Raw genomic sequence first — 21,995 nt, forward strand, 5'->3', positions numbered from 1 at the left:
GACGCTCGATCCGGCCACGTGAGTCGCGTCGCTCCCGGCTCAGTGGTCGTGCGGTCCCGCCCGGTGCACGGGCCCGTGCGTGTCGGCACAGTGGGCGTCGGAGGAGTCGGCCCGATGCCCTATGCGCAGCAGTTCCTCGCCTTCCTGCTCGCCGAGGTGGTCGACCTGGAGCGTGGCGTGCGTGATGCCGTACTCGGCCGCGAGTAGCTCCTGCAGCGTGCGGCGCACCTTGTGGCAGTCGCCGCCGGGCTCGACCAGGACATGCGCGGAGAGTGCGGGATCACCGGAGGTGATCTCCCAGACGTGCAGGTCGTGGACCTCCACGACCTGGTCGGCGGCTACCAGTCGGCCCCCCAGCGCGTCCGGGTCCACGCCGGCAGGAGCGGCCTCCATGAAGATCCGGCCCGAGTCGCGGACCAGCCCGATGCCCGCCTTGAGCATCAGCGCGACCACCAGCAGCGACGCGATGGCGTCCGCGCGGGCGAAGCCGGTGGTCAGCACCACCGCACCGGACACCGCCGTGGCGATGAAGCCGAAGAGGTCGGTGAGGATGTGCTGGTAGGCGCCCTCGACGTTCAGGCTGGAGCGGTTGGCCTTGGAGATGCACCAGGTCGCGACGAGGTTCACCGCGACTCCGGCGAGCGCGGTGACGAGCACCAGCCCGCCGGTGACCTCGGGCGGCTCGATCAGCCGGTGGATGGCCTCGTACGCGAGCCAGACCGACAGCACCAGCAGCGTGACCCCGTTGGCCTGGGCGGAGAGGATCTCGGCGCGCTTGAGGCCGTACGTGTAGCCGCCGCGTGCCGGGCGGGCCGCCAGCCGCATCGCGATCAGCGCGAGGACGATCGAGGCGGCGTCGGTGAGCATGTGTGCCGCGTCCGAGATCAGGGCCAGGGACCGGGCGATGAATCCGATCACGACCTCGATGGCCATGAACGCGGTGATCAGGATCAGTGCGGCGCGCAGCCAGCGGCGGTCCGCGTCCGCCGCGACGGCGTGCGAGTGACCTGAGTGATCACCGTGCGCGTGGGCGTGCCCCGTCATGGCCCACTCCCTCCTGGGTCGGGCGGCATGGCAGCCGCAAGGGCCCTCGACCGAAGGAAACCGCACTTCGGCGAAAGATCCAAAGGCTGCATCGGTACCCGTTGTCATTCCCCCGGCATCCGGGTATCGCCGCAGTTCAGAGCCTTGTGCGGGCGGGTGCCCCGCGCGTCGTCCCGAAAAGGATCTCCGCTGCCGGTCTTGAAAGGGCGCCGAACAGAGACGATCTTGGTACGGACCGCAGGACCCCATCCACACCCCCAGGGAGCGTTCTTGGCCGCGAACCGAGAAGCGCCGGACATACTGTCGCCCGAGTTCATGGCGGACCCGTACGCCGCGTACCGCGTCATGCGCGACGACTTCCCGCTGCTCCACCACGAGCCCACCCAGAGCTACATCGTCTCCCGGTACGAGGACGTCGAGCGGGCTTTCAAGGACCCGGTGTTCACCACCGACAACTACGACTGGCAGCTGGAGCCGGTGCACGGCCGGACCATCCTCCAGATGAGCGGCCGCGAACACTCCGTACGCCGGGCCCTGGTGGCGCCCGCCTTCCGCGGCGTGCCCCTCCAGGAGACCTTCCAGCCGGTCATCGACCGCAACGCGCGCGAGCTCATCGACGGCTTCCGCGACACGGGCCGGGCCGACCTCGTCGCGCAGTTCGCGACCCGCTTCCCGGTCAACGTCATCGTCGACATGCTCGGCCTGGACCGCGGCGACTACGACCGCTTCCACCGCTGGTACACCGCGATCATCGGCTTCCTCGGCAACCTGAGCCAGGACCCGGACGTGGCCGAGGCCGGGCTGCGGACGCAGCAGGAGTTCGCCGCGTACATGCTGCCGATCATCCGGGAGCGGCGCGCGAACCCCGGCGACGACCTGCTCTCCACGCTGTGCACGGCGGAGATCGACGGCACGGCGATGAGCGACGAGGACATCAAGGCGTTCTGCAGCCTGCTGCTGGCCGCGGGCGGGGAGACCACCGACAAGGCGATATCCAGCGTCATGCACAACCTGCTGCGCCACCCGGAGCAGCTGGCCGCCGTGCGGGAGGACCGGTCGCTGATCGAGCGGGCCTTCGCCGAGACCCTGCGGTACACGCCCCCGGTGCACATGATCATGCGGCAGCCGGCGGAGGACGTCCTCATCGGCGGCGGCAAGGTGCCGGCGGGCGCCACCGTGACCTGCCTGATCGGCGCGGCCGGCCGGGACGAGCGGCGCTACACGGACCCGGACACCTTCGACATCTTCCGCGACGACCTGAAGACGACGACGGCGTTCTCCGCCGCCGCCGACCACCTGGCCTTCGCGCTCGGCCGGCACTTCTGCGTCGGCGCGCTGCTGGCCAAGGCCGAGGTGGCGGCCGGCGTCGGGCAGCTGCTGGACGCGCTGCCGGACGCGGCGATCGAGGCCGGAGCCACCCCGCGCGAGCAGGGTGTCTTCACGCGCGGCCTGGACGCGCTGCCGGTGACGTTCACGCCGGTGGGCTGAGCGCGAGGGACCGTACGGGGGGCGCCCCGTACGGTCCCGTGGCTCAGGCGGGCCCCGGCGTGTACGTCGGGGTGAAGGTGACCGGCAGGCCCGTCAGGCCGCGCATCCACACCGACGGGTGCCAGACCAGGTCCTTGTCCGGCACCGCCAGCACCACGTCCGGCAGCCGGTCCAGCAGCACCTCCACCGCCGCCCGCGCGATCACCTCCGCCAGCTGCGGCGCCGGGTACGGGCACGCGTGCTCGCCGTGGCTGAACGCCATGTGCGCCTGGTTGCCGTCGGCGTCGGCCGCGGTGAAGTCGGGCCGCACCAGCGGGTCGTTGTTGGCCGCCGCCAGGCCGAGGACCACCATGTCACCGGCCTTGATGCGGTGGCCGCCGAGCTGGGTGTCGCGGGCCGCGAAGCGCCCGATGAAGTTCTGCGTGGGGGTGTCCTCCCACAGCACCTCGTTCAGCGCCTGGCCGACGCTGCGCCGCCCGCCGGTCAGGCTGACCGCGAAGCGGTCGTCGGTCAGCATCAGCCGCAGCGTGTTGCCGATCCAGTTGGCCGTGGGCTGCTGCGCCGCGGCCATCACCACCAGCAGGTCGATGACCACCTCCTCCTCGGTCAGCCCCGCCGTGTGGGCGAGCAGCCGCGAGGGGACGTCGGGCCCGGGCTGCCCGCGCTTGGCGGTGACCAGGTGGGCCATCCGCTCCGCGACCCGCCGGTGCGCGTCGATCGCGCCCTCGTGGACGTCCAGCGACTCGGCGATGTCCTTCACCAGGCCGGGGACTTCCTCGGCGGGGGCGCCGTACAGCTCGGCGACGACGCGCAGCGGGAGCCCCGCCGCGTACTCGGCCATCAGGTCCGCCTCGCCGCGCCCGGCGAAGGCGTCGACCAGCCGGTCCGCGACCCGCTCGCAGATCTGCCGCAGCTCGAACTGGTCGATCGCCAGCAGCGCGTCGCTGATCGCGCCGGCCCGCCGCCGGTGCTCGGGCCCCTCGGCGAACATCACCGACGGCTGGTACCCGACGAACGGCAGCAGCGGCCAGTCGTCCGGCACCTGGTCCCAGGCGTGCCAGCGGCGGGAGTCGCGGGGGAACAGCTCGGGGTCGGAGGTGACCTGGTGCAGCTCGCGGTAGCCGATCACGAACCAGGCCGGGAAGCCGCCGTCCAGCAGGATCGGCACCACCGCACCGTGCCGGCTGCGCATCTCCCGGTACAGCCGGGCCGGATCGCCGCTCAGCCCCTCGCCGTACAGCGGGACGGCCCCGGCGGAGACGGGGCAGCCGGCGGTCTGCGGGGCTTCGGTCACGGTGCACCCTCCTGAACTTGTGTCATGCGGTGGTCTCCTGGGCGGTGAGCGCGTACAGGTGGCGGACGAGGGAGATCAGCACCTGCTTGCTGGACTCCCGGTCGCGGGCGTCGCAGGCGATCAGCGGCACGTCGGGGGAGAGATCCAGCGCGTCCCGTATCTGCTCCAGGGTGTGGCGCTCGCCGCCGAAGTCGTTGTGCGCGACCACGAACGGCATCCCGTGGGCCTCCAGGCGGTCTATCGCGTACCAGGAGTCGTCCAGCCGCCGGGTGTCGACCAGCACCACCGCGCCCAGCGTGCCGGAGAAGAGCCGGTCCCACAGGAACCAGAAGCGCTCCTGGCCGGGCGCGCCGAAGAGGTACAGGACGTTGCGCTCATTGATCGTGATGCGGCCGAAGTCGAAGGCGACGGTGGTCGTCGACTTGCCCTCGACGCCGGCCGGGTCGTCCACGCCCACGCCCGCCTGGGTCATCGTCTCCTCGGTGTTGAGGGGACGGATCTCGCTGACCGAGCGGACCATGGTGGTCTTGCCGACGCCGAAGCCGCCGACGATCACGATCTTCAGGCCGTTCTCGGCGGACTGGTGCAACGGGGCCCGTACGTTCTCGTCCACGGCGGTCCCGGCCGTGTCGTCACAGGCGGTGGAGTGCATCGAGCACCTCCTTCAGCAGGTCGGGTTCGGGCAGCTCGGCCCGGGCGGGCGTGCGCGGATGGCGGGCGGTGATCCGGCCCGTGTCGAGCAGGTCGGTGAGCAGGATCCGGACGACGCTCACCGGCAGCCGCAGCTCCGCCGACAGCTCGACGACCGCCGTCGGGCGCCGGGCCAGCTCCAGGATGCGGCTGTGCTCGGACTGCATCCCGGGCGCCGGTTCGCACTCGGCCACGATCAGCGTGACCAGGTCGAAGGCGCTGCCGGTGGCCCGGCTGCGGCCGCCGGTGACGGTATAGAGCCGGTCCGGGTCGTCGTCCGGGCCCAGCGGGCTCATGCCGGTCGGCCCGGCGCGCTGCCGTCCCCGCGGGGCGCGGCGCTGAGGTACTCGCCGATCTGCTCGACCAGTTCGTTCATGTTGAAGCCGATCACGCCGACGTCGGCGTCCTCGACGGCGACCACGGCCAGATGCGCGCCGTGCCCCGCCTCGACGATGAAGAGGATCCCGCCGTGGAACTCGGTCATGGCCTGCCGTACCCCGCCGCTGCCGTCGCCGAATTCCACGGAGGCACCGTGCGACAGCGACTGGATGCCGGAGGCGATGGCGGCCAGCTGGTCGGCCTGGTCGACGCTGAGGTCCTTGGAGTGGCAGAGCTTCAGGCCGTCGCGGGACAGCACCAGTGCGTGGCGCGCGCCCGGCGTCTTCTGCAGGAGGTTCTCCAGCATCCAGTCCAGGCGGTTGTCGGTGGTGTTCATCGGGGATCGTCCTTCGGGGCTTCTTCGGGGGTGGAGGGCCGGGCGGGCGGGGCCTCGCCCTGCACGGCCCGGCGGAAGGAGCGCAGGCGCGCCGCCGACTCCGCGTGGGAGCGGCTGCGGGTGCGTCCGGTGGCCGACGGGTTCTGCGGGATGGGCGCGCCGGCCAGGGTCTGGCCGCGCCGCCGCTTGGGCAGCCCGCTCGGTCCGTACTCCGTCGCGGGCGCCGGGCCGGCTCCACGCGGCGCGGGCACGTCCGGCGCGTCCCGGTGGGGCGTGCTCCGGTCGTGCGGGTCGTCCGGGCTCCACGGCGCGCCCCCGTCGCGCGCGGTGCCCGCGTCCCGGTCGGGGACGGTGAAGCGATCGTCGGTGGCCTCCCGTACGGCGCGCGCCGCGGTGGCGTCGCCGCGCTCGCGGGTGGCGGGCAGCTCGGGCACGTCACGCTCGTGCACCTCGCGGTCCTGCAGGTCGTGCGCGGCACGCAGGCTCGCGGCGGGCGCCTCGCCGGCCGCGGTCCGGGTGTCGTCCGGCCGGTGCGCCGGCTGCTGGGAGATGAGGTGCTGCGGGACCAGCACGACGACGCTCGTGCCGCCGCGTGCCGAGGGCCGGAAGGAGACGGTCAGGCCGTGCTTGCCGGCCAGGCAGCCGACGACGGCGAGGCCGAGCCGGGTGCCGGAGAGCGACATCAGGTCCAGCGTCTTCGCGGAGACCGCTGCCTCGGCGCGGCGCAGTGCCGTCTCGGTCATCACCAGACCGCTGTCCTCGACGCTGATCACGACGCCGGCCTGCGCCTCCTCGACGTACACATGCACCGTCGAGGTGGGCGGTGAGAAGGAGGTGGCGTTGTCCATGATCTCGGCGAGCGCGTGCATCACGCCCTCGGCCGCGTGCCCGGCGACCGCCGCGGTGCTGCTGCTGTGCAGCCGGATGCGGCGGTAGGCGCTGATCCGGCCCATCGCGCCGCGCAGGATGCTCTCCATGGTGATCGGCTTGTTCCAGCGGCGGCCGGAGCGGGAGCCGGTCAGTACGGCGATGCTGTCCGCCAGCCGGCCCGCCTGCGCGGTGCTGTGGTCCAGCTTCAGCAGGTCGCCCAGGACCTCTTCGCCGTGCCGGTGCTCCATCTCGCGCAGGTCGGCGAGCATGCTGGTGGCCAGGGCCTGGACCCGGCCGGCGGCGCTGGCGCAGGCGGACATCGCGGCGGCCCGCATCCGCTCGCCCCGGCCGACCTCGGTGGCCAGCGTCTCCACGATGCGGCGGTGCGCGGCGGACTCCGGCATCGGGGTGTGGCCGAGCGCGGTGCCGACCGAGGCGCCGTCCCGCAGCCGGGCCACCAGCGCCGGCAGCGTCTCGGACGCGAGCTGCTCCGCCGCGGCCTCCACCCCGGCGAGCCGCGCGCGGTGCCGGGCGGCGGTACGGAACGCGTACACCGTGGCCGCCAGCAGCACGCTCAGCGCCACCGCCGCCGTGCCGCAGCACCACGCCAGCCAGGTCCGCGACTCCGCCGGGCCGGCGAGCACCGGCCACAGCGCCAGCCCGCCGGTCACGACGAGGGCGGCGAGGAGCGCGTAGAGCGCCGCCGCCAGGGGCGAGCGCGCCGGCTGCGGACGGGTGGGTGTCTGAGCTGACATCAAACGGGTCCTCGGGCGGTCGCGGGGTCGCAAACAGCCCTGCGGGCGCAGGACAAGCGAAGATCGACTGCACCCTATCCGCTTCCTACCGGCGAGCAACTTCCGCGTAGGGACGAACTTTTGAATGTGTGTCCGGACCCGCAGCGCGGCTCTGCCCTCACGTGCGCTTCCACCGGATCTGCGAAGTTCGCGACCCACCCTTGTTGAACATGATTATCAACTGCTACGGTTCCGGTATGCGCCGCGCGCCGCCCGGCGTCCGGTCCCGCTGGGGACCGCACGCCCCGGGCGGTCCGGACTCGGGAATGCCCGTCGGGCCGGCAGCCCTCGCCGGGCATTCCCGCCGACCGGGCGGTGGCGGGCGCCGGAGGACTGCGGTCCGGTGCCCGCCCCGCCCGTCGCCCGGCCGGCCCCTGTCCTGCCGGTCAGGCGCCCGACACCGGCGGCTCCGCGACGAAGCTGCCGGTGTTGGCGCGCACCCATGCCCGCAGGTGCGCCAGCGGCTCCAGCGCGCCGCGCCCCAGTGGCGTCAGCTCGTACTCGACGCGGGGCGGGACCTCCGCGTACACGGTCCGGTCGACCAGGCCGTGGTCCTCCAGCCGGCGCAGGGTCTGGGTGAGCACCTTCGGGCTCACGCCCTCCAGCTTGCGGCGCAGCTCTCCGAAGCGGCGCGGGCCGTCCTCCAGCGCGGTGATCGCCAGCCCCGTCCATTTGTTGGCCAGCAGCTCGAAAACGGTCCGGCCCGGGCAGAGCAGCGCATAGATGTCGTGCCGGGAAGCCGGCTCCGTACGGGGGTGGGGTCCTCGCTGAGCAGTCATGGTTTCCAAAAGGTAGCAAGGTGCCTTGCGGGTAATCAGGCGGTCGGGCCTAGCGTCCCGGCCATGACGCACTCCACCGCACCCGTCCGTGTCGGCATCATCGGCCTCTCCGCCCGCGGCGGCTGGGCCGCGCAGGCCCATCTGCCCGCGCTGACCCGGCTGCCCGGCTTCGAGATCCGCGCCCTGTCGGCGAGCAGCACCGCGTCGGCGCGGGCGGCCGGCGAGAAGTACGGCGTCCCGCTCGCCTTCGGGAGCGCCGGTGACCTGGTCCGCAGCGACGAGGTGGACCTCGTGGTGGTCAGCGTGAAGGTGCCGCGCCACCGCGAGGCGGTACTGGCGGCGGTCGGGGCCCGCAAGGCCGTGCTGTCGGAATGGCCGCTGGGCAACGGCGTGGCCGAGGCCGAGGAGCTGGCGGCGGCCGCGGCGACGGCGGGCGTACGGACCTTCACCGGCCTCCAGGCCCGTACCTCGCCGGCGGTCCGGTACCTCCGCGACCTGGTCGCCGACGGTTACGTGGGCGAGGTGCTCTCCACCGGCCTGGTGGCCTCGGGCCGGAACTGGGGGGCGGAGTTCCCGCGGGGCGTCGACTACCTCCTGGACCGGGAGAACGGCGCCACCATGCTGACCATCCCCTTCGGGCACACCATCGACGCGTTCACCATGGTGCTGGGCGAGTTCACCGAGCTGGCGGCGGTGACCGCGACCCGGCGCCGCACGGTGCGCGAGGAGGGCACGGGGCGCCTCGCGCCGATGACCGCCGAGGACCAGGTCGCGGTGAGCGGCCTGCTCGACACGGGAGCGGTGGTGTCCGTGCACTTCCGCGGTGGCCTGTCGCGCGGCACCGACTTCCACTGGGAGATCAACGGCACCGACGGCGACCTGGTCGTCACCGGCGACTCGGGCCACCTCCAGCAGGCCGTACTCACCGTGCGCGGTGCCCGCGGCACCGCCTCCGACCTGGCCGAACTCCCCGTACCCGGCCGCTACTACGACATCCCTTCCCTCGGCGACGCGGTCGACCGCACCGCGTACAACGTCGGCGCCCAGTACGCCGCGATCCGCGCCGACCTCGCCGAAGGCACCGCCTCGGTACCGGACTTCGCGCACGCCGCCCGGCGCCAGCGGCTGCTCGCCGGGGTTCAGCGGGCCGCGGCGTCGGGCGAGCGCGTCACCTTCTGACGGTCACTCGTAGGCGATGGTGCCGGTCACTCGTACGGCCACTTCCAGTCCGCGACCTCCGGCATGTCGGTGCCGCGCTGCCGGATGTAGTCGTGGTGCCGCTGGCGCGCGTCCTGCATCTCCTGGCGCAGCGCCGTGGCCCGTACGGCGAGCCCCGGCACCCGGTCGATGACGTCCATGACCAGCCGGTACCGGTCCAGGTCATTGATGACCACCATGTCGAACGGGGTGGTCGTGGTGCCCCGCTCCTTGTAGCCGCGTACGTGCAGGTTCGCGTGGCCGGTACGGCGGTACGCCAGCCGGTGGATCAGCCACGGGTAGCCGTGGTACGCGAAGATCACCGGCTTGTCGGGGGTGAACAGCGCGTCGTACTCGGCGTCCTTCATCCCGTGCGGATGCTCCTCGCTGGGCAGCAGCCGCGCGATGTCCACCACGTTGACCACCCGTACGGCCAGCTCGGGCAGGTGCTCGCGGAGCAGCGCGGCCGCCGCCAGCACCTCCTGGGTCGGCACGTCGCCCGCGCAGGCCAGCACCACGTCCGGAGAGGCGCCGCCGCGCTCGGTGCCCGCCCAGTCCCACACGCCGGCGCCCCGCGCGCAGTGCGCGACGGCCTGGTCCATGTCCAGCCAGTCGAAGGTGGGCTGCTTGCCCGCCACGATGACGTTGACGTAGTCCCGGCTGCGCAGCGCGTGGTCGGCGACCGAGAGCAGGGTGTTGGTGTCCGGCGGCAGATAGACGCGGACGGCCGGCGGATACTTGTTGAGCACGTGGTCCACGAAGCCCGGGTCCTGGTGCGAGAAGCCGTTGTGGTCCTGGCGCCAGACGTGCGAGCTGAGCAGGTAGTTCAGCGACGGTACGGGGTGCCGCCAGTCCAGGTCGCGGGTGACCTTCAGCCACTTGATGTGCTGGTTCACCATCGAGTCGACGATGTGCACGAAGGCCTCGTAGCAGGAGAAGAGGCCGTGTCGGCCGGTGAGCAGATAGCCCTCCAGCCAGCCCTGGCAGGTGTGTTCGGAGAGGATCTCCAGCACCCGGCCGTGCCGGTCCAGATCCTCGTCGGTGTCCAGCAGCCTGTCCTGCCAGTTCTTGCCGGAGGCCTCGTACACGGCCTGCAGCCGGTTCGAGGCCGTCTCGTCCGGGCCCACCAGCCGGAAGTTCCGGCTCTCCGCGGTGTCGGCCATGACCCGTTGCAGCAGCTTGCCGAGCACCTTGGTCGGCTCGCGCAGCTCCGTCCCGGGGCGCTTGACCGGCACCGCGTACTCGGTCAGCGGCGGCATCGGCAGCGAGCGGGTCAGCTGCCCGCCGTTGGTGTGCGGATTGGAACCCAGCCGGCGCGCCCCCTTCGGTACCCAGCGCAGCACCTGCTCGCGCGGCGCGCCCCGCTCGTCGAACAGCTCCTCGGGCCGGTACGAACGCAGCCAGCGGTCCAGTTGGCGCAGGTGGTCGGGGTTCTCGCGGGTGGCGGCCAGCGGGACCTGGTGGGCGCGCCAGGTGCCCTCGACGGGCTTGCCGTCGACCTCGCGCGGCCCGGTCCACCCCTTCGGCGTACGGAGCACGATCACCGGCCAGGGCCACCGCGCGGGCGGAGCGGTGGCGGAGCCCTCCCGGGCGGCGCGCTGGATGGTGCCGATGCGGTCCAGCGACCGGTCCATGGCGGCGGCCAGCTCGCGGTGCACGGCCTCCGGATCGTCGCCGGTGACGTAAATGGGCTCGTGGCCGTACCCGCGCAGCAGCGCGTCCAGCTCCTCCTCGGGCAGCCGGGCGAGCACCGTCGGGTTGGCGATCTTGTACCCGTTCAGGTGCAGGATCGGCAGCACGGCGCCGTCGTGCCGCGGGTCCAGGAACTTGTTCGAGTGCCAGGAGGTGGCCAGCGGACCGGTCTCCGCCTCGCCGTCGCCGATGACGCAGGCCACGACCAGATCAGGGTTGTCGAAAGCGGCTCCGTACGCGTGGGCCAGCGAGTACCCCAGCTCGCCGCCCTCGTGGATCGAGCCCGGCGTCTCGGGCGCGACATGGCTCGGCACCCCGCCCGGGAACGAGAACTGCTTGAACAGCCGCGCCATGCCCGGCTCGTCCTGCGCGACGTCCGGATAGATCTCCGAGTAACTGCCCTCCAGCCAGGACCCGGCGACCACCGCGGGCCCGCCGTGCCCGGGACCCCAGATGCACATCGCGTCCAGGTCGCGCTCGACGATCACCCGGTTGAGGTGGGTGTAGACGAGGTTGAGGCCGGGCGAGGTGCCCCAGTGGCCCAGCAGCCGGGGCTTGATGTGCTCGGGTGCCAGCGGCTCGCGCAGCAGGGGGTTGCCCATCAGGTAGATCTGGCCCGCGGCGAGGTAGTTCGCCGCCCGCCAGTGGGCGTCCAGCGCCCGTACGTCCTCGTCGGACAGCGTGCCGGCGCCCCGCTCGCCGCCGTCCACCGCAGTCCCGGTCCCCGGTGCATCCCGCATGAATCAACCCTTCTCCGGCCTACCCGTCGAACCGACCCTCTCCATGCTGGGAGCGGGGGCGCCACCCGGCAACGCAGGATCGGCCGGGGTACGCGGTACCCGTGACCGGAAGAGAGATGCCCGCGGACGTTCTGCGGAAGGTGAATCGGAGGGTGGACCGGAAGAGACCGGAAGAGACCGGAAGAGAGATGGCGGCGGACGTCCTGCGGAAGGTGGGCACGTCACGTACCGTGCGGGCAGGGAAGGCGGCGGACGGCCGCCGTACGCGAAGGGGGAGCGCGGATGGACCCGGAGATCGCGACGCTGGCGGGCACCGCCGGCACGACGCTTGTCACGCTGATGGCCACCGAGGCCTGGCAGGGCGTACGCGACGGCGTCGTCGGCCTGTGGCGGCGGGCCCGCCTGGACCGCGCCGACGCCGTCTCGGCCGAGCTGGAGGCCGCCCGCGAGGACCTGCTCGCGGCCCGCGACTCCGCCGACGAGGAGACCGAGGAGGAGCTGCGCCGGGACTGGCAGGGCCGCATCCGCCGGCTCCTCGCCGCCCGCCCGGACGTCGCCGACGACCTGCGCGCGCTGCTCGACGAGGTCTCCCCCGACGCGGCCCCGGCGGCGCCGGTGATCACTCAGCACGCCACCGCGTCCGGCTCGGCCCGGGTCTACCAGGCGGGTCGGGACCAGCACATCCGCGAGCGGTGACACCGGTCACGGCGGGGACGAAGCCTCTTACGAGCCAACTTACTCCGGAGTAATGTCGCGACTCCCGGCCCGTACTTCCGGCCGCCGCACCCCGGCCCGTACTTCCGGCCGCACCCCGGCCCGCACAGGAGGCGTCATGTCCCGCACCGCCGACCGCACCGCACGTTCACCCAAGCTGCTCGCGGGCCTGCTGGCCGGTGCGGGGGTGCTGCACTTCGCCGCGCCGAAGCCGTTCGACACGACCGTGCCGCGCGCCCTGCCCGGCTCGGCGCGCGGCTGGACGTACGCGAGCGGCGTGGCCGAGCTGGCCCTGGCGGCCGGCGTGGCCCACCCGCGGACCCGGCGGGTGGCGGCGCTGGCCACGGCCGCCTTCTTCGTCGGCGTCTTCCCCGCGAACGTCCAGATGGCCGTCGACTGGCGCCACCGTCCCGCCCCGCTGCGGAACGCCGCCTTCGCGCGCCTCCCGCTGCAGGCCCCGCTCATCCTGTGGGCCCGCGATGTCGCCCGCAGGGCGGGGCGGTAAGCAGAACTGACCGGCCGGCCTCGCAGTGCGTTTCTGATCTTGGAAATCACTGATCGTCTACGGGCGATGTGATCGCTGACCAGCAGAAAGAGCCCCCGACGCCCTCCTGGTGCCGGCCTGCCCAGACACCGCCGTTGACCGCTGTTCCCTGCCCCGCCTGGTGCGCTTCTGGTGCGCCTGTCGAGCACAGGATTGTGGGCACTCAAGCATGTGCCCGCCGTACGATTCTCCCGGCTCGCCTCCGCCTCAGTCAGCAAGCTCTGCTTCTCCCTCGGCCCTGACTGTCCTCAGGCGCACGGGGCCCCGGAACCGAGTCTCGAAGCCGGTCAGTGAGCGGTCCTGCGCGATCGTTTACTGATCGCGTCGGGACGACTTTCGCCAAATCCTCCTGGTCGGGCCGGTATCGGTCAGACTGACTGTTTTCCTGAAACCAGGTGACGTGTCGAGGAGGGCTCCCGTGGGCGCAGCCATCGTGGAGGGGCCGAGGGGAAATATGCCGCCCGAGCCGACGGAGTTCGTCGGCCGAAGAGCCGAGCTGGAAGCCTTGAAGAGCCTGTTGGGTGATTCCCGGCTGGCAACGCTCACGGGCGTGGGCGGTGTCGGCAAATCCCGCCTGGCCCGGGAGGCGTGCGAGACGGTGGGACCGGAGTATCCGGACGGGATCTGGCTGGTCGAGCTGGGGGCCCTTCAACAGCCGGAGCTGGTGTACGGCGTGGTGGCCGAGGCGCTGTTGCTGGCAGATCAGACCACCCGCCCCCTGCGCGAGGTGCTGTGCGAGTGGCTGGCGAACCGTCGACTGCTGTTGCTCTTTGACGGGTGCGAACAACTGCTTCCGTCGTGTGCGCATGCGGTGGGGGAGTTGCTGGCGGCTGCGCCCGGCGTCCGCATCCTGGCCACCAGCCGGCAACCGTTGACCGTCCGCGGCGAGCGGCTGCTGCGGGTGCCTCCGCTGCGTCTGCCACCGCCTTCTGCCGACGCGGCAGCCGGCCGCCCGGAAGAGCCGTGCGAGGCGGTGGCCCTGTTCGTTCGCCGGGCCGCGGCCGTTGTGCCGGGGTTCGCGCTGACCGAGCACAACCGGGCGGATGTGGAGGAGATCTGCCGCCGGCTGGACGGTATCCCGCTCGCCTTGGAACTGGCCGCGGTCCGGCTGACCGATCTGTCCGTACCGGGGCTGCTGTATCGGTTGCAGTCACGCTTCGATGCGCTCACCGGCGACTTGGGCATGCTGCCTCGTCTGGCGTTGTCGCGCCACCGGACGTTGCGGACCACGATCGGCTGGAGCCATGAGCTGTGCTCGTCGCCTGAGCGGCTTGCCTGGGCTCGCCTGTCGGTGTTCGCCGGCAGCTTCGAACAGGAGGCTGCGGAGTGGGTGTGCGCCGGCGGGCCACTGAGCGCCGGGGAGGTGGCCGGGGTGCTGCCCGCTTTGGTGGACAAGTCGATTCTCCAGCGGGTGGGCACCACCCGCGGCCCCCGCTATACGATGCTGGACACCGTGCGCGAGTACGGCCAGGAGTGGCTGGCAAGGCTCGGTGAACAGACCGGGCTTCAGGGGCGGCACCGGGACTACTACCGGTACCTGGCCCGCACCGGCGAGCGGGAGTGGTTCGGCCCCGACCAGGCGGTCTGGTCCGAGCGCCTGACTGCCGAACACGCGAACCTGCGCGTTTCACTGGAGCGCTGCCTCGCACATCCGGACCCGCACGTCGCACTGGAGATGTCGGGCAACCTGTGGTTCTTCTGGTTCGGCTGCGGGTTCCTGCGCGAAGGGAACCACTACCTGGACCGGGCGCTCGGCAGGAAGCCGGACACCGGTCCCGGCCCGGAGCGGTTCTGGGCTCTGTGGGCCCGCGGACTGGTGGCTCTCGGTCAGGGCGACTTCGAAGCTGTCACTGCACTGCAGGGCTTCTGTACGCCCATGGCCGAACAACTCGGCGACCCGGCGGCAGCCGCAGCCGCGCTCTACCTCGCAGGGACGCAACCGGCGATGACCGGCAGGCCGGCCCGCGCGGTCGCCCTTCTCGACGAGGCGAACCGATCGCCCGACTGCGGTGGGGGCTTTCTTGCCGCCAGGTTCCTGATCCGCTGCACCATGTGGTTCGCCCACCTCCAGCTCGGCCAGTTCGACCAGGCCGAGAAGACGGCCACCGCCCTGCACCAGGAGAGCAAGTCACGCGACGAGGAGTGGATGCGCGGCTACGCCCTCTACTTCCTGTCCACGGCCGCGCTGACCAGCGGCGATCCGCCCACGGCCGTCCGGTACGCCCGCGCCTCCCTCAAGATCAAGTGGCGGCTGCACGACACCTTGGGAGCCGCACTGGCCCTGGACGCCCTGGCCCCGGCCGTCGCCGCCATCGATCCGGAGAAAGCTGCACGGCTGCTCGGCATCGCCGACACCCTCTGGCGCTCCTTCGGCCTGACCCAGATGGGAACTCCGGGCCTCATCGCCACCCGGCAGGCCTGCGCACAACAGATCCGCGGGGCCATCGGCGACGCAACCTACGAGGCGGCCTACAAAACCGGACTGAACACCAGACCCGAAGACTGCGTCGCCCACGCCCTCACCGTCGCCTCACACGACAGTTGATCCCTCTGACCCCTCAGCCAGCGACGGATGAGGGACAGCCGGACCACCGCCCCGGCTCGAAGAGCTGGGGCACCACCTGGACCACTTCGAAGAGGAGATCCGCGCGCGGATGCCCTCTCCTCAGGAAGCCAAAACGCTGCGGCTCGCCTCCGGCGTCCCGATCATTCACCTCATCCGCACCGCGTTCGACACCAAGGGCAGGGCGGTCGAGGTGTGCGACACCGTGATGGCCGCTGACGCCTACGTCCTGAACTACCAGCTGCCCGCGACCTAACGGTTCCCGAGGTGCGGGGCGTTGACGGAGCCTCGGGTGAAGCGCGCTGCACGAGAACTCATACACACCGACAGGCGTACTCATGAAGGCGAGTAGGCAAGGTCCGAATGTCGAAGTCACCGGGTGCTGACCTGCTGCGCATACCGGTCGCGCTTCGGGAGGACGAGGAACGGCGGGACGAGATGGTCACCCAGCTCATCCGGCTCGCCCAGCTCGGCCGCGCCGCCGGCATCTACCTGGAGGTCTGCGGCCAGCGCTTCGGCGCCGAACTCGGCAAGGGCGCCACCATGCTCCGGGCCCAGCTCTCCGGCCGCGTCTGCCACCGCGTCAACGACGAGGCCTCGGCGAAGATGGCCCTCGGCGACATCGCCCCGGAAGCCGTCGACGCCGCCTGCACCATCGCTCCCGAACGCCCCGGCCTCGCCGTCGCCGGGGACACCTCCGGCGGCTGGTCCCGCATCCGTACGCCGTACCTGTCGCTCACCGACGCGGCGGCCACCTGCCGGGACTCCGCGCACCTCGTACCGGACGTGCCCGCCCTCGACCGCTTCCGCCCGGCTGCCCGCCCGGCGCCGGCCGCTCCCGACTCGCCGCTGATCAAGCCGCGACCCGTCACCGACCTACGCCCCACTTTCGTCGGTCCACCTTCGGCCGCAGATGGCGCAAGGCGCGGGATCGGGTCGGCATGCCGGAGGGCTTTCGCTTCTACGACCTTCGTCACACGGGGCACACGCTCTCGACGCGTTCCGGGGCGACGCTGAAGGACACGATGGTCCGCGCCGGCCAGTCCTCGGAGCGGGCCGCGCTGATCTATCAGCACTCGGACATGGAGCGTCAGAAGGAGGTCGCCGGTGGCATCGATGTGCACGTCCGTGCCGAGCGGGAGAAGGCCAAGGCGGCTCGCGATCAAGAGCGATCGGGCACGCAACGGGCACGGAACGCCTAACCCGGTCTAGACAACGAAGAAGGCCCAGGTCTCTGACCTGGGCCTCAACTCTGGAGCGGGTGACGGGAATCGAACCCGCGCTCTGAGCTTGGGAATCACTGATCGTTTACGGGCGATGTAGCCACTGACCAGCGGAAAAAGCGCCTGTCGCCTGCTGGTGCAGGCCTGCCCAAGCGCCGCCGTTGACCGCTGTTCCCCGCCCCGACTGGTGCGCTTCTGGTGCGCTTGCTGTGCGCAGGGGCCCAGCCCGCTCCAGCCGGGCTGGGGGCGTCATCGGCTTCAGTCATCCATGTGCCGGGCCATCATGGCCCCTCGCGCGAGGTCCTCAGCTTCATCGATACTGCGTACGTAGGAGCACACAAAGCAGGCGCCCGATCCAACGCCGGCTCCGAACGGGTCAATGCCGCTTACGGCCAGGGCTTCCCATCCGCACACCGGGCAGGTATCCAGCGCAGCCCCATCGTCCACGTCTCCAGGTGAGATGACGACGAAGTCCTCAGCCGCCTTGGCTCGCCGCTCGGCTTCCTCCTCCCCGATCAGTTCGAGATAGTCAGAAGCACGCATTCGGTCGTGGCGCTGCCGGATCTGTTCCTTCACCCAGTCCGACTCGCGCTGCTCGTCGAGGACTTGGAGAAGGGCGTCGTGGGCGTCGAGCTTAAGAAGGGCGTCGACGTGTGGCCGCTGGAGTTCACCGACTCCTCTTGCGTGCCGGATCGCCGCAGTGTGGTCAATCGCTTCCACCAACGCCTTGCAGTCGACTCTGACGTCCAGCGAACCGTCCGCGCCTCGGAGAATCCGCGCGCCATCCTGGTCGGGGCATCCCTCCGTCTTGGTTTTGACCGCGTCGAGCAGGAACCGAGCCGACTTCACGTCCCCGTTCTTCTTCAGCTCCTCTCCAGGCCACTCGTGAGCGACGATCGCTGCTAGTCCGCATGAGAGCGCTTGGTCGAAGATCGCGGCTGCGCCAGGAACCTCGTAGTCCTTCTCCAGCAGGGCGGCCAGCCGCCCGTACTGCTCCGCCCTATGCTGCTGCATCTCTATCTGCATGACGGCTCTGACTCTGCAAGCCAGGCGAGGGTTGTAGAGCCATCCCTTCCTCTTGTCACCGGCGTACCTCATCGCCGGGACGCCGAAGGACGGTCTCGACTGTCGCTTGAGATCGTCTCTGGCAGCGCCGCTCCCACCAATCGGAGAAGGTGGGACGTAGAAGCGATCACCCCATACCAAGCTCGACCAGTGCTTGGCTTGGACGTAGCACTGCATCCACGATGCCGACCGCGCAGCGTGGTGCAAGTGTTTTCGACGTTCGGCACTGTTGATGAGAGCCGTGGACGTCAGCTGGAGCTACTTGCGGACTCTCGGCCTCGTCTCCTCAGTTGACTTCTCCTACACTCCGCCACGCCGCTTCCTTCACAGACCAAATGCGCACAACATATGACGTTCTGAGCACCGCAGCCCTGTCCCCCCTGCCATCAGGAGCAGCCGCGTATCGCGCGTGGCTAGGACACACCGGTGAGCAGCAGTACGTCTGCTGCTGAGCCATTAGGAGAAAAAGGCGCGTCTGGGCAGCCATGATGGAGGTATGGGGAACAGAGACCGCTGGGCTGCGATGGGCTACGGACTCATCGCGACGCTTGCACTCGCTCTCGCCGCCACCACTCTCCCGGGGGCGAGGCGCGGAGACATCGATCCAATGGGTGCCGTTCTAGCTCTGGTTGGACTAGCCCTGGCTGGCTGGTCCGGACACGTCGCATGGCGAGGTCAACGTCTACAGGAGACGAATACGACAGAGTTGGCAGACCGGCTCGCTGATGCTGTGTTCAGAGCGGAGACGCTCGCTCGTCGTCGATTGCTAGGGAGCCACGACCGGTCCATCGACGTGGAGTTCGCCCTTCGGCCCGCTCCGCACCACGACGCGCGAGGCGCGGCATCTCATGGGCAGCTCAGCACCATCGTGGCCTACTTTCTAGATTTGCAGCCTCGGCGCATGATAATTACTGGAGACCCGGGCGCGGGAAAGACTATTTTAGCGCTCGAACTGGTTTTGGGATTGCTGCAGGATCGCAAGTCGGGTGACAAGGTGCCCCTACGGCTTGCATTGTCTTCCTGGAGCGAATTGCGTTCTCGGGATTCGACTACGCAGCATGATAACGATCCGTCCCAAGTGTTACGTGAATGGGTCTGTCGCAACCTGGGTAATGACTACGGCCTCTCCGCGATTGCTGCGAAAGTACTTTTTGACGCTGGGAAGGTGCTGCCCATCCTTGATGGATTGGACGAGATGGACACGGATGATCGGCCCGGCTGGTCGTCCGAGGCTCGAAAGGCTATCGAAGCGGTTAATTCTTATCAGCACGGCCTTAGAAAGGCCGATCTGGTTCTCACGTGTCGCAGTGATCAGTACTACGCACTGAAACAGGAATCAGTGCGCATGAAAGATGCCGCCGAGATCGAGATCCAGAGAGTGATACCCACGAAGGCGCGCACCTTCGTAGAAAGACGAGCAGAGGACCCTACGCGCTGGCGTGAGGTACTGGACGCGATCGACCGCGATACGTCCGGGTCGCTCAGTCAAAGCCTAGCCACGCCCTGGCGTCTTACCCTAGCGGTGATGGTTTACGAACAGCGTGACCGACAGTCCGGGGAGTTCCTCCGTTCCCCTGTCGAACTTTTGAGCCTGAGTTCCGACGAACCCAGTGCAATACGAGACCACCTACTGAGTCATTTCATCGAGGCCAGCATCTCTGTGAACTCCTTCCCGAGGGGAGGGTCGTACGAGGTTGCCCAGGTGCATACGTGGCTTCACACGCTGGCTGGGCACCTTTTTCGCCTCCATACCGTGGGCGTCGGCTCGATTGGGAATGTGATGCTAGGTTTTCCCGAAAATAACATCGTCATGGATCGATTGTGGGTGATCCCAACTCTACAGTCACGAACCGCGTTCTATGTTCTCGGAAATATCTTAGCGATTCCTTGGGTGGGGGTGTCCGCCGGTATCGCAATTTCTGCTGCAACGCCTGAGGGGGCTCCGTTCTTCTACTCCCTTGCGACGATGTGGGTAATGTTTCTTCTTATGCTTTATGCGTTCCGGTCGAACGCCTATCACATCGGAATGGATCGCCCATGGATCCGCAATTCGCTGAGCGATGTCGGACTCGGTGCGAGCGGCGGTCTGCTATCAAGCATGATTTTCGGATATGGGTTCGGTTTGATTGTCGGGGCTGTTTTCTGGCTGGTATTCGGAGCGGCATTCTCGGCTGGGGTGGGTTTGAATACGCACGGACCCGGCGTATTCAATCATCGTCGTCGGTATAGCCGCGTCGTATATCCGTTCTTTACGTTCGGCGGGGTGGGATTCTGTTTCGTCGGAAACTTGCATCTCACACTATTTTCCTGGGTGCTATCCGCTCTTGGGATGTTCTTCTGGATTAGCTGCACGGTCGGGAACACGCTAGCGATGCACGGAATGCGATACCTAGGAATGCTGCTATGCGCGCGGAGGGGTGAGGTTCTGCTCCCTTGGAGGCTCGGTCGGTTCCTTCGTTGGGCTGAGAAATCTGGTCTCATTCGTGTAGCAGGCGGCGCCTATCAATTCCGGCACGAAGAACTGCAACGTTGGATTCTTGTCACCCCTCCCAGTCGTCCCTAGTTGCGGAGGGTGCGAAAACGCAGAAAAACTCTCTAAGTGGGGTCTGCGGGAGCCTGGTTGAGACGTAGAACGATGCCATACAAGGTCGGCGGAGCGGGTTTGGCCGGTGGCCTGCCTGGTTTGGGGTCGAGCATGATCAGGGGGCCGTACGCTGGCCGGCAACTCGGGCAGGCTTTGGACCTGCCCGCAATTAGCACGAGTGGCCCCCTGGTCTTGCTCGACGCGGGACCCGGACCGGGGAGGTGGCTAAAGCCGTGGAGCCGACCGCCCCAGCCACGACGTACCTCTTCTCTGGCCTTAAATGGCTGCTTGCTGTGTGCGCGGTACGGGCGCCGGCCGGGCTGGAGCGGGGCGGAGACAGGAGCGCAGGCCCGGCCGGGGGCCGGGCCGCGCGCGGGGAGCGGAGCGAGCCGCCTTGAACTCGTAGAGAAAGTTGTTACTCAAGCCCTGGTATGGGCTGGCTACGGCGTACGCGTTGGCGGTGGCGTTCGATCTCGTAGGCGACGGTCTCTGCGCAGCGGGTGGCTAGTTGCAGCTTGTTGAGGACCGTGTGGCGGGCTTCGTCGATGAGCTAGTAGTGGTTCGGTCCGCTGGCGGCCTCTGTGCCTTGGGGCGTCCATCGGCCGTGGTGACTGTGTTCGCGTACGACGTCCTGGCAGGCGCGGATGACGTGAGTCATGGCGGTGGTGATCTCGTCGCGCCACTGCTCTTCGTGCTCGTCGGCGGGGTCAGGCTGTGGTGCGGGCGCGTGGGGGTTCGTCATCGGCGTCGTCCTGGAGCTGCGGTCTGTGGCAGGTAGTTGTCCATCAGGCAGGCGGTGAGGCGGTAGCGGACTGCTGTCTCGGAGATCGTGAAGGTGTAGGTCGAGCCTCCGGCCAGGGTGGTCAGGGCGCGCTCGTACTCGTGGTCGTCCGTGGCCCAGTGACGGAGGGGCTGGGCGGTTCGATGGTCGAGCTGGTCGGCGATGTGGCCGGAGCGGATTCGTAGCCAGCGCAGAGCGAGTCGGGGTGTAGGGGCCGGCTGCCAGCCGAGGGAGATGACCCGGTGTTCGGCGAGGACATAGGCGGTGGCCTCGGAGCGGTACTTCGCACGGGTAGAGCCGGGTAATGCCGCCTTGGTCTTGCGGTGCTTGGTCAGCATGGCTGCGTCTTCTCCTCGGGCGCCTCTGAGGGCTTGTGGGGGAGGCGAACGGTGACCATGCATCCACTGGCGTGGTGGGTGACCGAGAGTTCGGCGGCGAGTGTCGCGACGATGCTAAGGCCGCGGCCGTCGGTGGCGCTCCTGTCGGGGAGCGTGATGTGCGGGCTGGTCACGGCGGGACCGGTGTCTTTGACCGTGAGCGTGACGGCCTGGCCAGCGCGACTGATGGTGAGACGGAAGACGTTGCCGGCGGTGTGCCGGACAGCGTTGGCGCCCAGCTCGGTGACGATCAGGGCGGCGTCTTCAACGGCGGGGTGATCGCTGAGTATGTCGCGCGTCCAGCGGCGAGCGCGGCCCACTTCTTGGGGCAATCGGGGACAGACCAGTTCCCAGACCTGACCTGAGCTCGTATACTCGTCCATACAAGTACCTCCGTGCTGGTGGGCCACTATGGACAGTGGGTTAGTGCTAGACGAGTTTCACGCCGTCGTGTGCACGCACGGCCGGCGGCGACGCCGCGTCCAGAGCGTCCAGCACGCGGATTGCGTACGCCTCGGAAGCCAGCTCGGACACCTCGTCGCGAGTGGCCCAGTGCAGGGCCTTGGTCTCGTCGCCGGTGGTGGGCTGGCCCTCGATGGCGCGGCATCGGAAGACGAGCGAGACGATCAAGCCCGTCATGTTCTTGTAGACACCGGTGAGAGTGGCCGGAAGTTCAATCTTGAAGCCGGTCTCTTCCAGGACCTCGCGCTGAAGCGCGTCAGGGAGGGTTTCGTCGGCCTCGACCACGCCGCCCGGCGGCTCCCAGTGACCGTTGTCGCGTCGCTTGATCAGCAGGGCGCGACCGTGGTCGTCCACGATCACCCCGGCGACGCTCACGGAG

Annotated in this window: 19 protein-coding genes and 3 pseudogenes; 9 read left to right on the forward strand and 13 right to left on the reverse strand. The window is 69.5% G+C overall.

What is annotated here, in order from left to right; genetic code table 11:
- Nucleotides 1–39 precede the first annotated feature (39 nt).
- Nucleotides 40–1,044, reverse strand: coding sequence for a cation diffusion facilitator family transporter (locus ACIGQF_RS33090; RefSeq protein ID WP_399718101.1), 1,005 nt, complete (start codon nucleotides 1,042–1,044; stop codon nucleotides 40–42).
- A 315-nt stretch (nucleotides 1,045–1,359) separates the two neighbouring features.
- Here ACIGQF_RS33090 and ACIGQF_RS33095 point away from each other — a divergent pair, with 315 nt between their 5' ends.
- Nucleotides 1,360–2,532, forward strand: coding sequence for a cytochrome P450 (locus tag ACIGQF_RS33095; RefSeq protein ID WP_399718390.1), 1,173 nt, complete (start codon nucleotides 1,360–1,362; stop codon nucleotides 2,530–2,532).
- 43 nt (nucleotides 2,533–2,575) lie between these two features.
- Here ACIGQF_RS33095 and ACIGQF_RS33100 read toward each other — a convergent pair whose 3' ends face one another.
- The 6 genes from ACIGQF_RS33100 to ACIGQF_RS33125 form a co-directional block, all read right to left on the reverse strand.
- On the reverse strand, nucleotides 2,576–3,826 hold the full coding sequence (locus ACIGQF_RS33100; RefSeq protein WP_399718104.1) for a cytochrome P450: 1,251 nt from the start codon (nucleotides 3,824–3,826) through the stop codon (nucleotides 2,576–2,578).
- Between the two features lie 22 nt (nucleotides 3,827–3,848).
- A complete protein-coding gene (locus ACIGQF_RS33105) occupies nucleotides 3,849–4,478 on the reverse strand; it encodes a GTP-binding protein (RefSeq protein ID WP_399718106.1) in 630 nt (209 codons plus the stop codon).
- Entirely contained in the window at nucleotides 4,459–4,812 is a 354-nt protein-coding gene (locus ACIGQF_RS33110; protein WP_399718109.1) for a DUF742 domain-containing protein, read from the reverse strand. Before ACIGQF_RS33110 ends, ACIGQF_RS33105 begins: the two co-directional genes overlap by 20 nt.
- On the reverse strand, nucleotides 4,809–5,231 hold the full coding sequence (locus ACIGQF_RS33115) for a roadblock/LC7 domain-containing protein (RefSeq protein WP_399718112.1): 423 nt from the start codon (nucleotides 5,229–5,231) through the stop codon (nucleotides 4,809–4,811). The genes ACIGQF_RS33110 and ACIGQF_RS33115 overlap by 4 nt, the downstream gene beginning before the upstream one ends.
- Complete coding sequence (locus ACIGQF_RS33120; RefSeq protein WP_399718116.1) at nucleotides 5,228–6,856, reverse strand: ATP-binding protein; 1,629 nt, start codon at nucleotides 6,854–6,856, stop codon at nucleotides 5,228–5,230. The genes ACIGQF_RS33115 and ACIGQF_RS33120 overlap by 4 nt, the downstream gene beginning before the upstream one ends.
- Before the next feature lie 425 nt (nucleotides 6,857–7,281).
- Nucleotides 7,282–7,674 carry a winged helix-turn-helix transcriptional regulator gene (locus ACIGQF_RS33125; protein ID WP_399718118.1) on the reverse strand — a complete coding sequence of 131 codons (393 nt, stop codon included), beginning with the start codon at nucleotides 7,672–7,674 and terminating at the stop codon, nucleotides 7,282–7,284.
- 63 nt (nucleotides 7,675–7,737) lie between these two features.
- On the opposite strand from ACIGQF_RS33125, the gene ACIGQF_RS33130 reads away from it, so the two are divergent.
- The gene (locus tag ACIGQF_RS33130) at nucleotides 7,738–8,853 is read left to right on the forward strand and encodes a Gfo/Idh/MocA family protein (protein ID WP_399718121.1); all 1,116 of its coding nucleotides are present in this window, start codon (nucleotides 7,738–7,740) and stop codon (nucleotides 8,851–8,853) included.
- Between the two features lie 26 nt (nucleotides 8,854–8,879).
- Here ACIGQF_RS33130 and ACIGQF_RS33135 read toward each other — a convergent pair whose 3' ends face one another.
- Nucleotides 8,880–11,303, reverse strand: coding sequence for a phosphoketolase (locus ACIGQF_RS33135; protein WP_399718125.1), 2,424 nt, complete (start codon nucleotides 11,301–11,303; stop codon nucleotides 8,880–8,882).
- Nucleotides 11,304–11,585: 282 nt separating this feature from the next.
- On the opposite strand from ACIGQF_RS33135, the gene ACIGQF_RS33140 reads away from it, so the two are divergent.
- The 6 genes and pseudogenes from ACIGQF_RS33140 to ACIGQF_RS33165 all read left to right on the forward strand — a co-directional run.
- Nucleotides 11,586–11,999: a hypothetical protein gene (locus ACIGQF_RS33140; protein WP_399718127.1), complete on the forward strand. Its 414-nt coding sequence runs from the start codon at nucleotides 11,586–11,588 to the stop codon at nucleotides 11,997–11,999.
- 136 nt (nucleotides 12,000–12,135) lie between these two features.
- A complete protein-coding gene (locus ACIGQF_RS33145) occupies nucleotides 12,136–12,522 on the forward strand; it encodes a hypothetical protein (RefSeq protein ID WP_399718130.1) in 387 nt (128 codons plus the stop codon).
- A gap of 457 nt (nucleotides 12,523–12,979) precedes the next feature.
- The gene (locus ACIGQF_RS33150) at nucleotides 12,980–15,106 is read left to right on the forward strand and encodes an ATP-binding protein (RefSeq protein ID WP_399718133.1); all 2,127 of its coding nucleotides are present in this window, start codon (nucleotides 12,980–12,982) and stop codon (nucleotides 15,104–15,106) included.
- A 46-nt stretch (nucleotides 15,107–15,152) separates the two neighbouring features.
- Nucleotides 15,153–15,380, forward strand: a pseudogene (locus tag ACIGQF_RS33155) (UTRA domain-containing protein); the annotation flags it as partial.
- Between the two features lie 146 nt (nucleotides 15,381–15,526).
- Nucleotides 15,527–16,000, forward strand: a pseudogene (locus ACIGQF_RS33160) (conjugal transfer protein TraS); the annotation flags it as partial.
- Between the two features lie 11 nt (nucleotides 16,001–16,011).
- Nucleotides 16,012–16,326: pseudogene (locus ACIGQF_RS33165) on the forward strand (site-specific integrase); the annotation flags it as partial.
- A 279-nt stretch (nucleotides 16,327–16,605) separates the two neighbouring features.
- On the opposite strand, the gene ACIGQF_RS33170 reads toward ACIGQF_RS33165, so the two are convergent.
- A complete protein-coding gene (locus ACIGQF_RS33170; RefSeq protein ID WP_399718136.1) occupies nucleotides 16,606–17,589 on the reverse strand; it encodes a hypothetical protein in 984 nt (327 codons plus the stop codon).
- Nucleotides 17,590–18,313: 724 nt separating this feature from the next.
- Here ACIGQF_RS33170 and ACIGQF_RS33175 point away from each other — a divergent pair.
- Nucleotides 18,314–19,975 (forward strand): NACHT domain-containing protein, encoded by a 1,662-nt coding sequence (locus tag ACIGQF_RS33175; protein WP_399718139.1) that lies wholly within the window; start codon nucleotides 18,314–18,316, stop codon nucleotides 19,973–19,975.
- A 571-nt stretch (nucleotides 19,976–20,546) separates the two neighbouring features.
- Here the strand turns inward: ACIGQF_RS33175 and ACIGQF_RS33180 are convergent.
- Genes ACIGQF_RS33180 through ACIGQF_RS33195 form a run of 4 tightly spaced genes read right to left on the reverse strand, consistent with a single transcriptional unit; the run spans nucleotide 20,547 to nucleotide 21,991 of the window.
- A complete protein-coding gene (locus ACIGQF_RS33180; protein WP_399718142.1) occupies nucleotides 20,547–20,738 on the reverse strand; it encodes a hypothetical protein in 192 nt (63 codons plus the stop codon).
- Nucleotides 20,735–21,115 carry a hypothetical protein gene (locus tag ACIGQF_RS33185; protein ID WP_399718145.1) on the reverse strand — a complete coding sequence of 127 codons (381 nt, stop codon included), beginning with the start codon at nucleotides 21,113–21,115 and terminating at the stop codon, nucleotides 20,735–20,737. The genes ACIGQF_RS33180 and ACIGQF_RS33185 overlap by 4 nt, the downstream gene beginning before the upstream one ends.
- Nucleotides 21,109–21,537, reverse strand: a complete 429-nt coding sequence (locus ACIGQF_RS33190; protein ID WP_399718148.1) for an ATP-binding protein — start codon at nucleotides 21,535–21,537, stop codon at nucleotides 21,109–21,111. Before ACIGQF_RS33190 ends, ACIGQF_RS33185 begins: the two co-directional genes overlap by 7 nt.
- A 46-nt stretch (nucleotides 21,538–21,583) precedes the next feature.
- Nucleotides 21,584–21,991: an NUDIX domain-containing protein gene (locus ACIGQF_RS33195; RefSeq protein WP_362218022.1), complete on the reverse strand. Its 408-nt coding sequence runs from the start codon at nucleotides 21,989–21,991 to the stop codon at nucleotides 21,584–21,586.
- Nucleotides 21,992–21,995 lie beyond the last annotated feature (4 nt).

It is taken from the genome of Streptomyces sp. NPDC053560 (assembly GCF_044544605.1).
Lineage (GTDB): Bacteria > Actinomycetota > Actinomycetes > Streptomycetales > Streptomycetaceae > Streptomyces.

What these genes read in the sequence shown, in the direction of transcription:
- ACIGQF_RS33125 (WP_399718118.1), bottom strand. Translation starts at nt 7,674, where the DNA reads ATGACTGCTCAGCGAGGACCCCACCCCCGTACGGAGCCGGCTTCCCGG.
- ACIGQF_RS33190 (WP_399718148.1), bottom strand. Translation starts at nt 21,537, where the DNA reads ATGGACGAGTATACGAGCTCAGGTCAGGTCTGGGAACTGGTCTGTCCC.
- ACIGQF_RS33145 (WP_399718130.1), top strand. Translation starts at nt 12,136, where the DNA reads ATGTCCCGCACCGCCGACCGCACCGCACGTTCACCCAAGCTGCTCGCG.
- ACIGQF_RS33140 (WP_399718127.1), top strand. Translation starts at nt 11,586, where the DNA reads ATGGACCCGGAGATCGCGACGCTGGCGGGCACCGCCGGCACGACGCTT.
- ACIGQF_RS33110 (WP_399718109.1), bottom strand. Translation starts at nt 4,812, where the DNA reads ATGAGCCCGCTGGGCCCGGACGACGACCCGGACCGGCTCTATACCGTC.
- ACIGQF_RS33115 (WP_399718112.1), bottom strand. Translation starts at nt 5,231, where the DNA reads ATGAACACCACCGACAACCGCCTGGACTGGATGCTGGAGAACCTCCTG.
- ACIGQF_RS33120 (WP_399718116.1), bottom strand. Translation starts at nt 6,856, where the DNA reads ATGTCAGCTCAGACACCCACCCGTCCGCAGCCGGCGCGCTCGCCCCTG.
- ACIGQF_RS33130 (WP_399718121.1), top strand. Translation starts at nt 7,738, where the DNA reads ATGACGCACTCCACCGCACCCGTCCGTGTCGGCATCATCGGCCTCTCC.
- ACIGQF_RS33135 (WP_399718125.1), bottom strand. Translation starts at nt 11,303, where the DNA reads ATGCGGGATGCACCGGGGACCGGGACTGCGGTGGACGGCGGCGAGCGG.
- ACIGQF_RS33090 (WP_399718101.1), bottom strand. Translation starts at nt 1,044, where the DNA reads ATGACGGGGCACGCCCACGCGCACGGTGATCACTCAGGTCACTCGCAC.
- ACIGQF_RS33095 (WP_399718390.1), top strand. Translation starts at nt 1,360, where the DNA reads ATGGCGGACCCGTACGCCGCGTACCGCGTCATGCGCGACGACTTCCCG.
- ACIGQF_RS33180 (WP_399718142.1), bottom strand. Translation starts at nt 20,738, where the DNA reads ATGACGAACCCCCACGCGCCCGCACCACAGCCTGACCCCGCCGACGAG.
- ACIGQF_RS33185 (WP_399718145.1), bottom strand. Translation starts at nt 21,115, where the DNA reads ATGCTGACCAAGCACCGCAAGACCAAGGCGGCATTACCCGGCTCTACC.
- ACIGQF_RS33105 (WP_399718106.1), bottom strand. Translation starts at nt 4,478, where the DNA reads ATGCACTCCACCGCCTGTGACGACACGGCCGGGACCGCCGTGGACGAG.
- ACIGQF_RS33170 (WP_399718136.1), bottom strand. Translation starts at nt 17,589, where the DNA reads ATGCAGTGCTACGTCCAAGCCAAGCACTGGTCGAGCTTGGTATGGGGT.
- ACIGQF_RS33175 (WP_399718139.1), top strand. Translation starts at nt 18,314, where the DNA reads ATGATAATTACTGGAGACCCGGGCGCGGGAAAGACTATTTTAGCGCTC.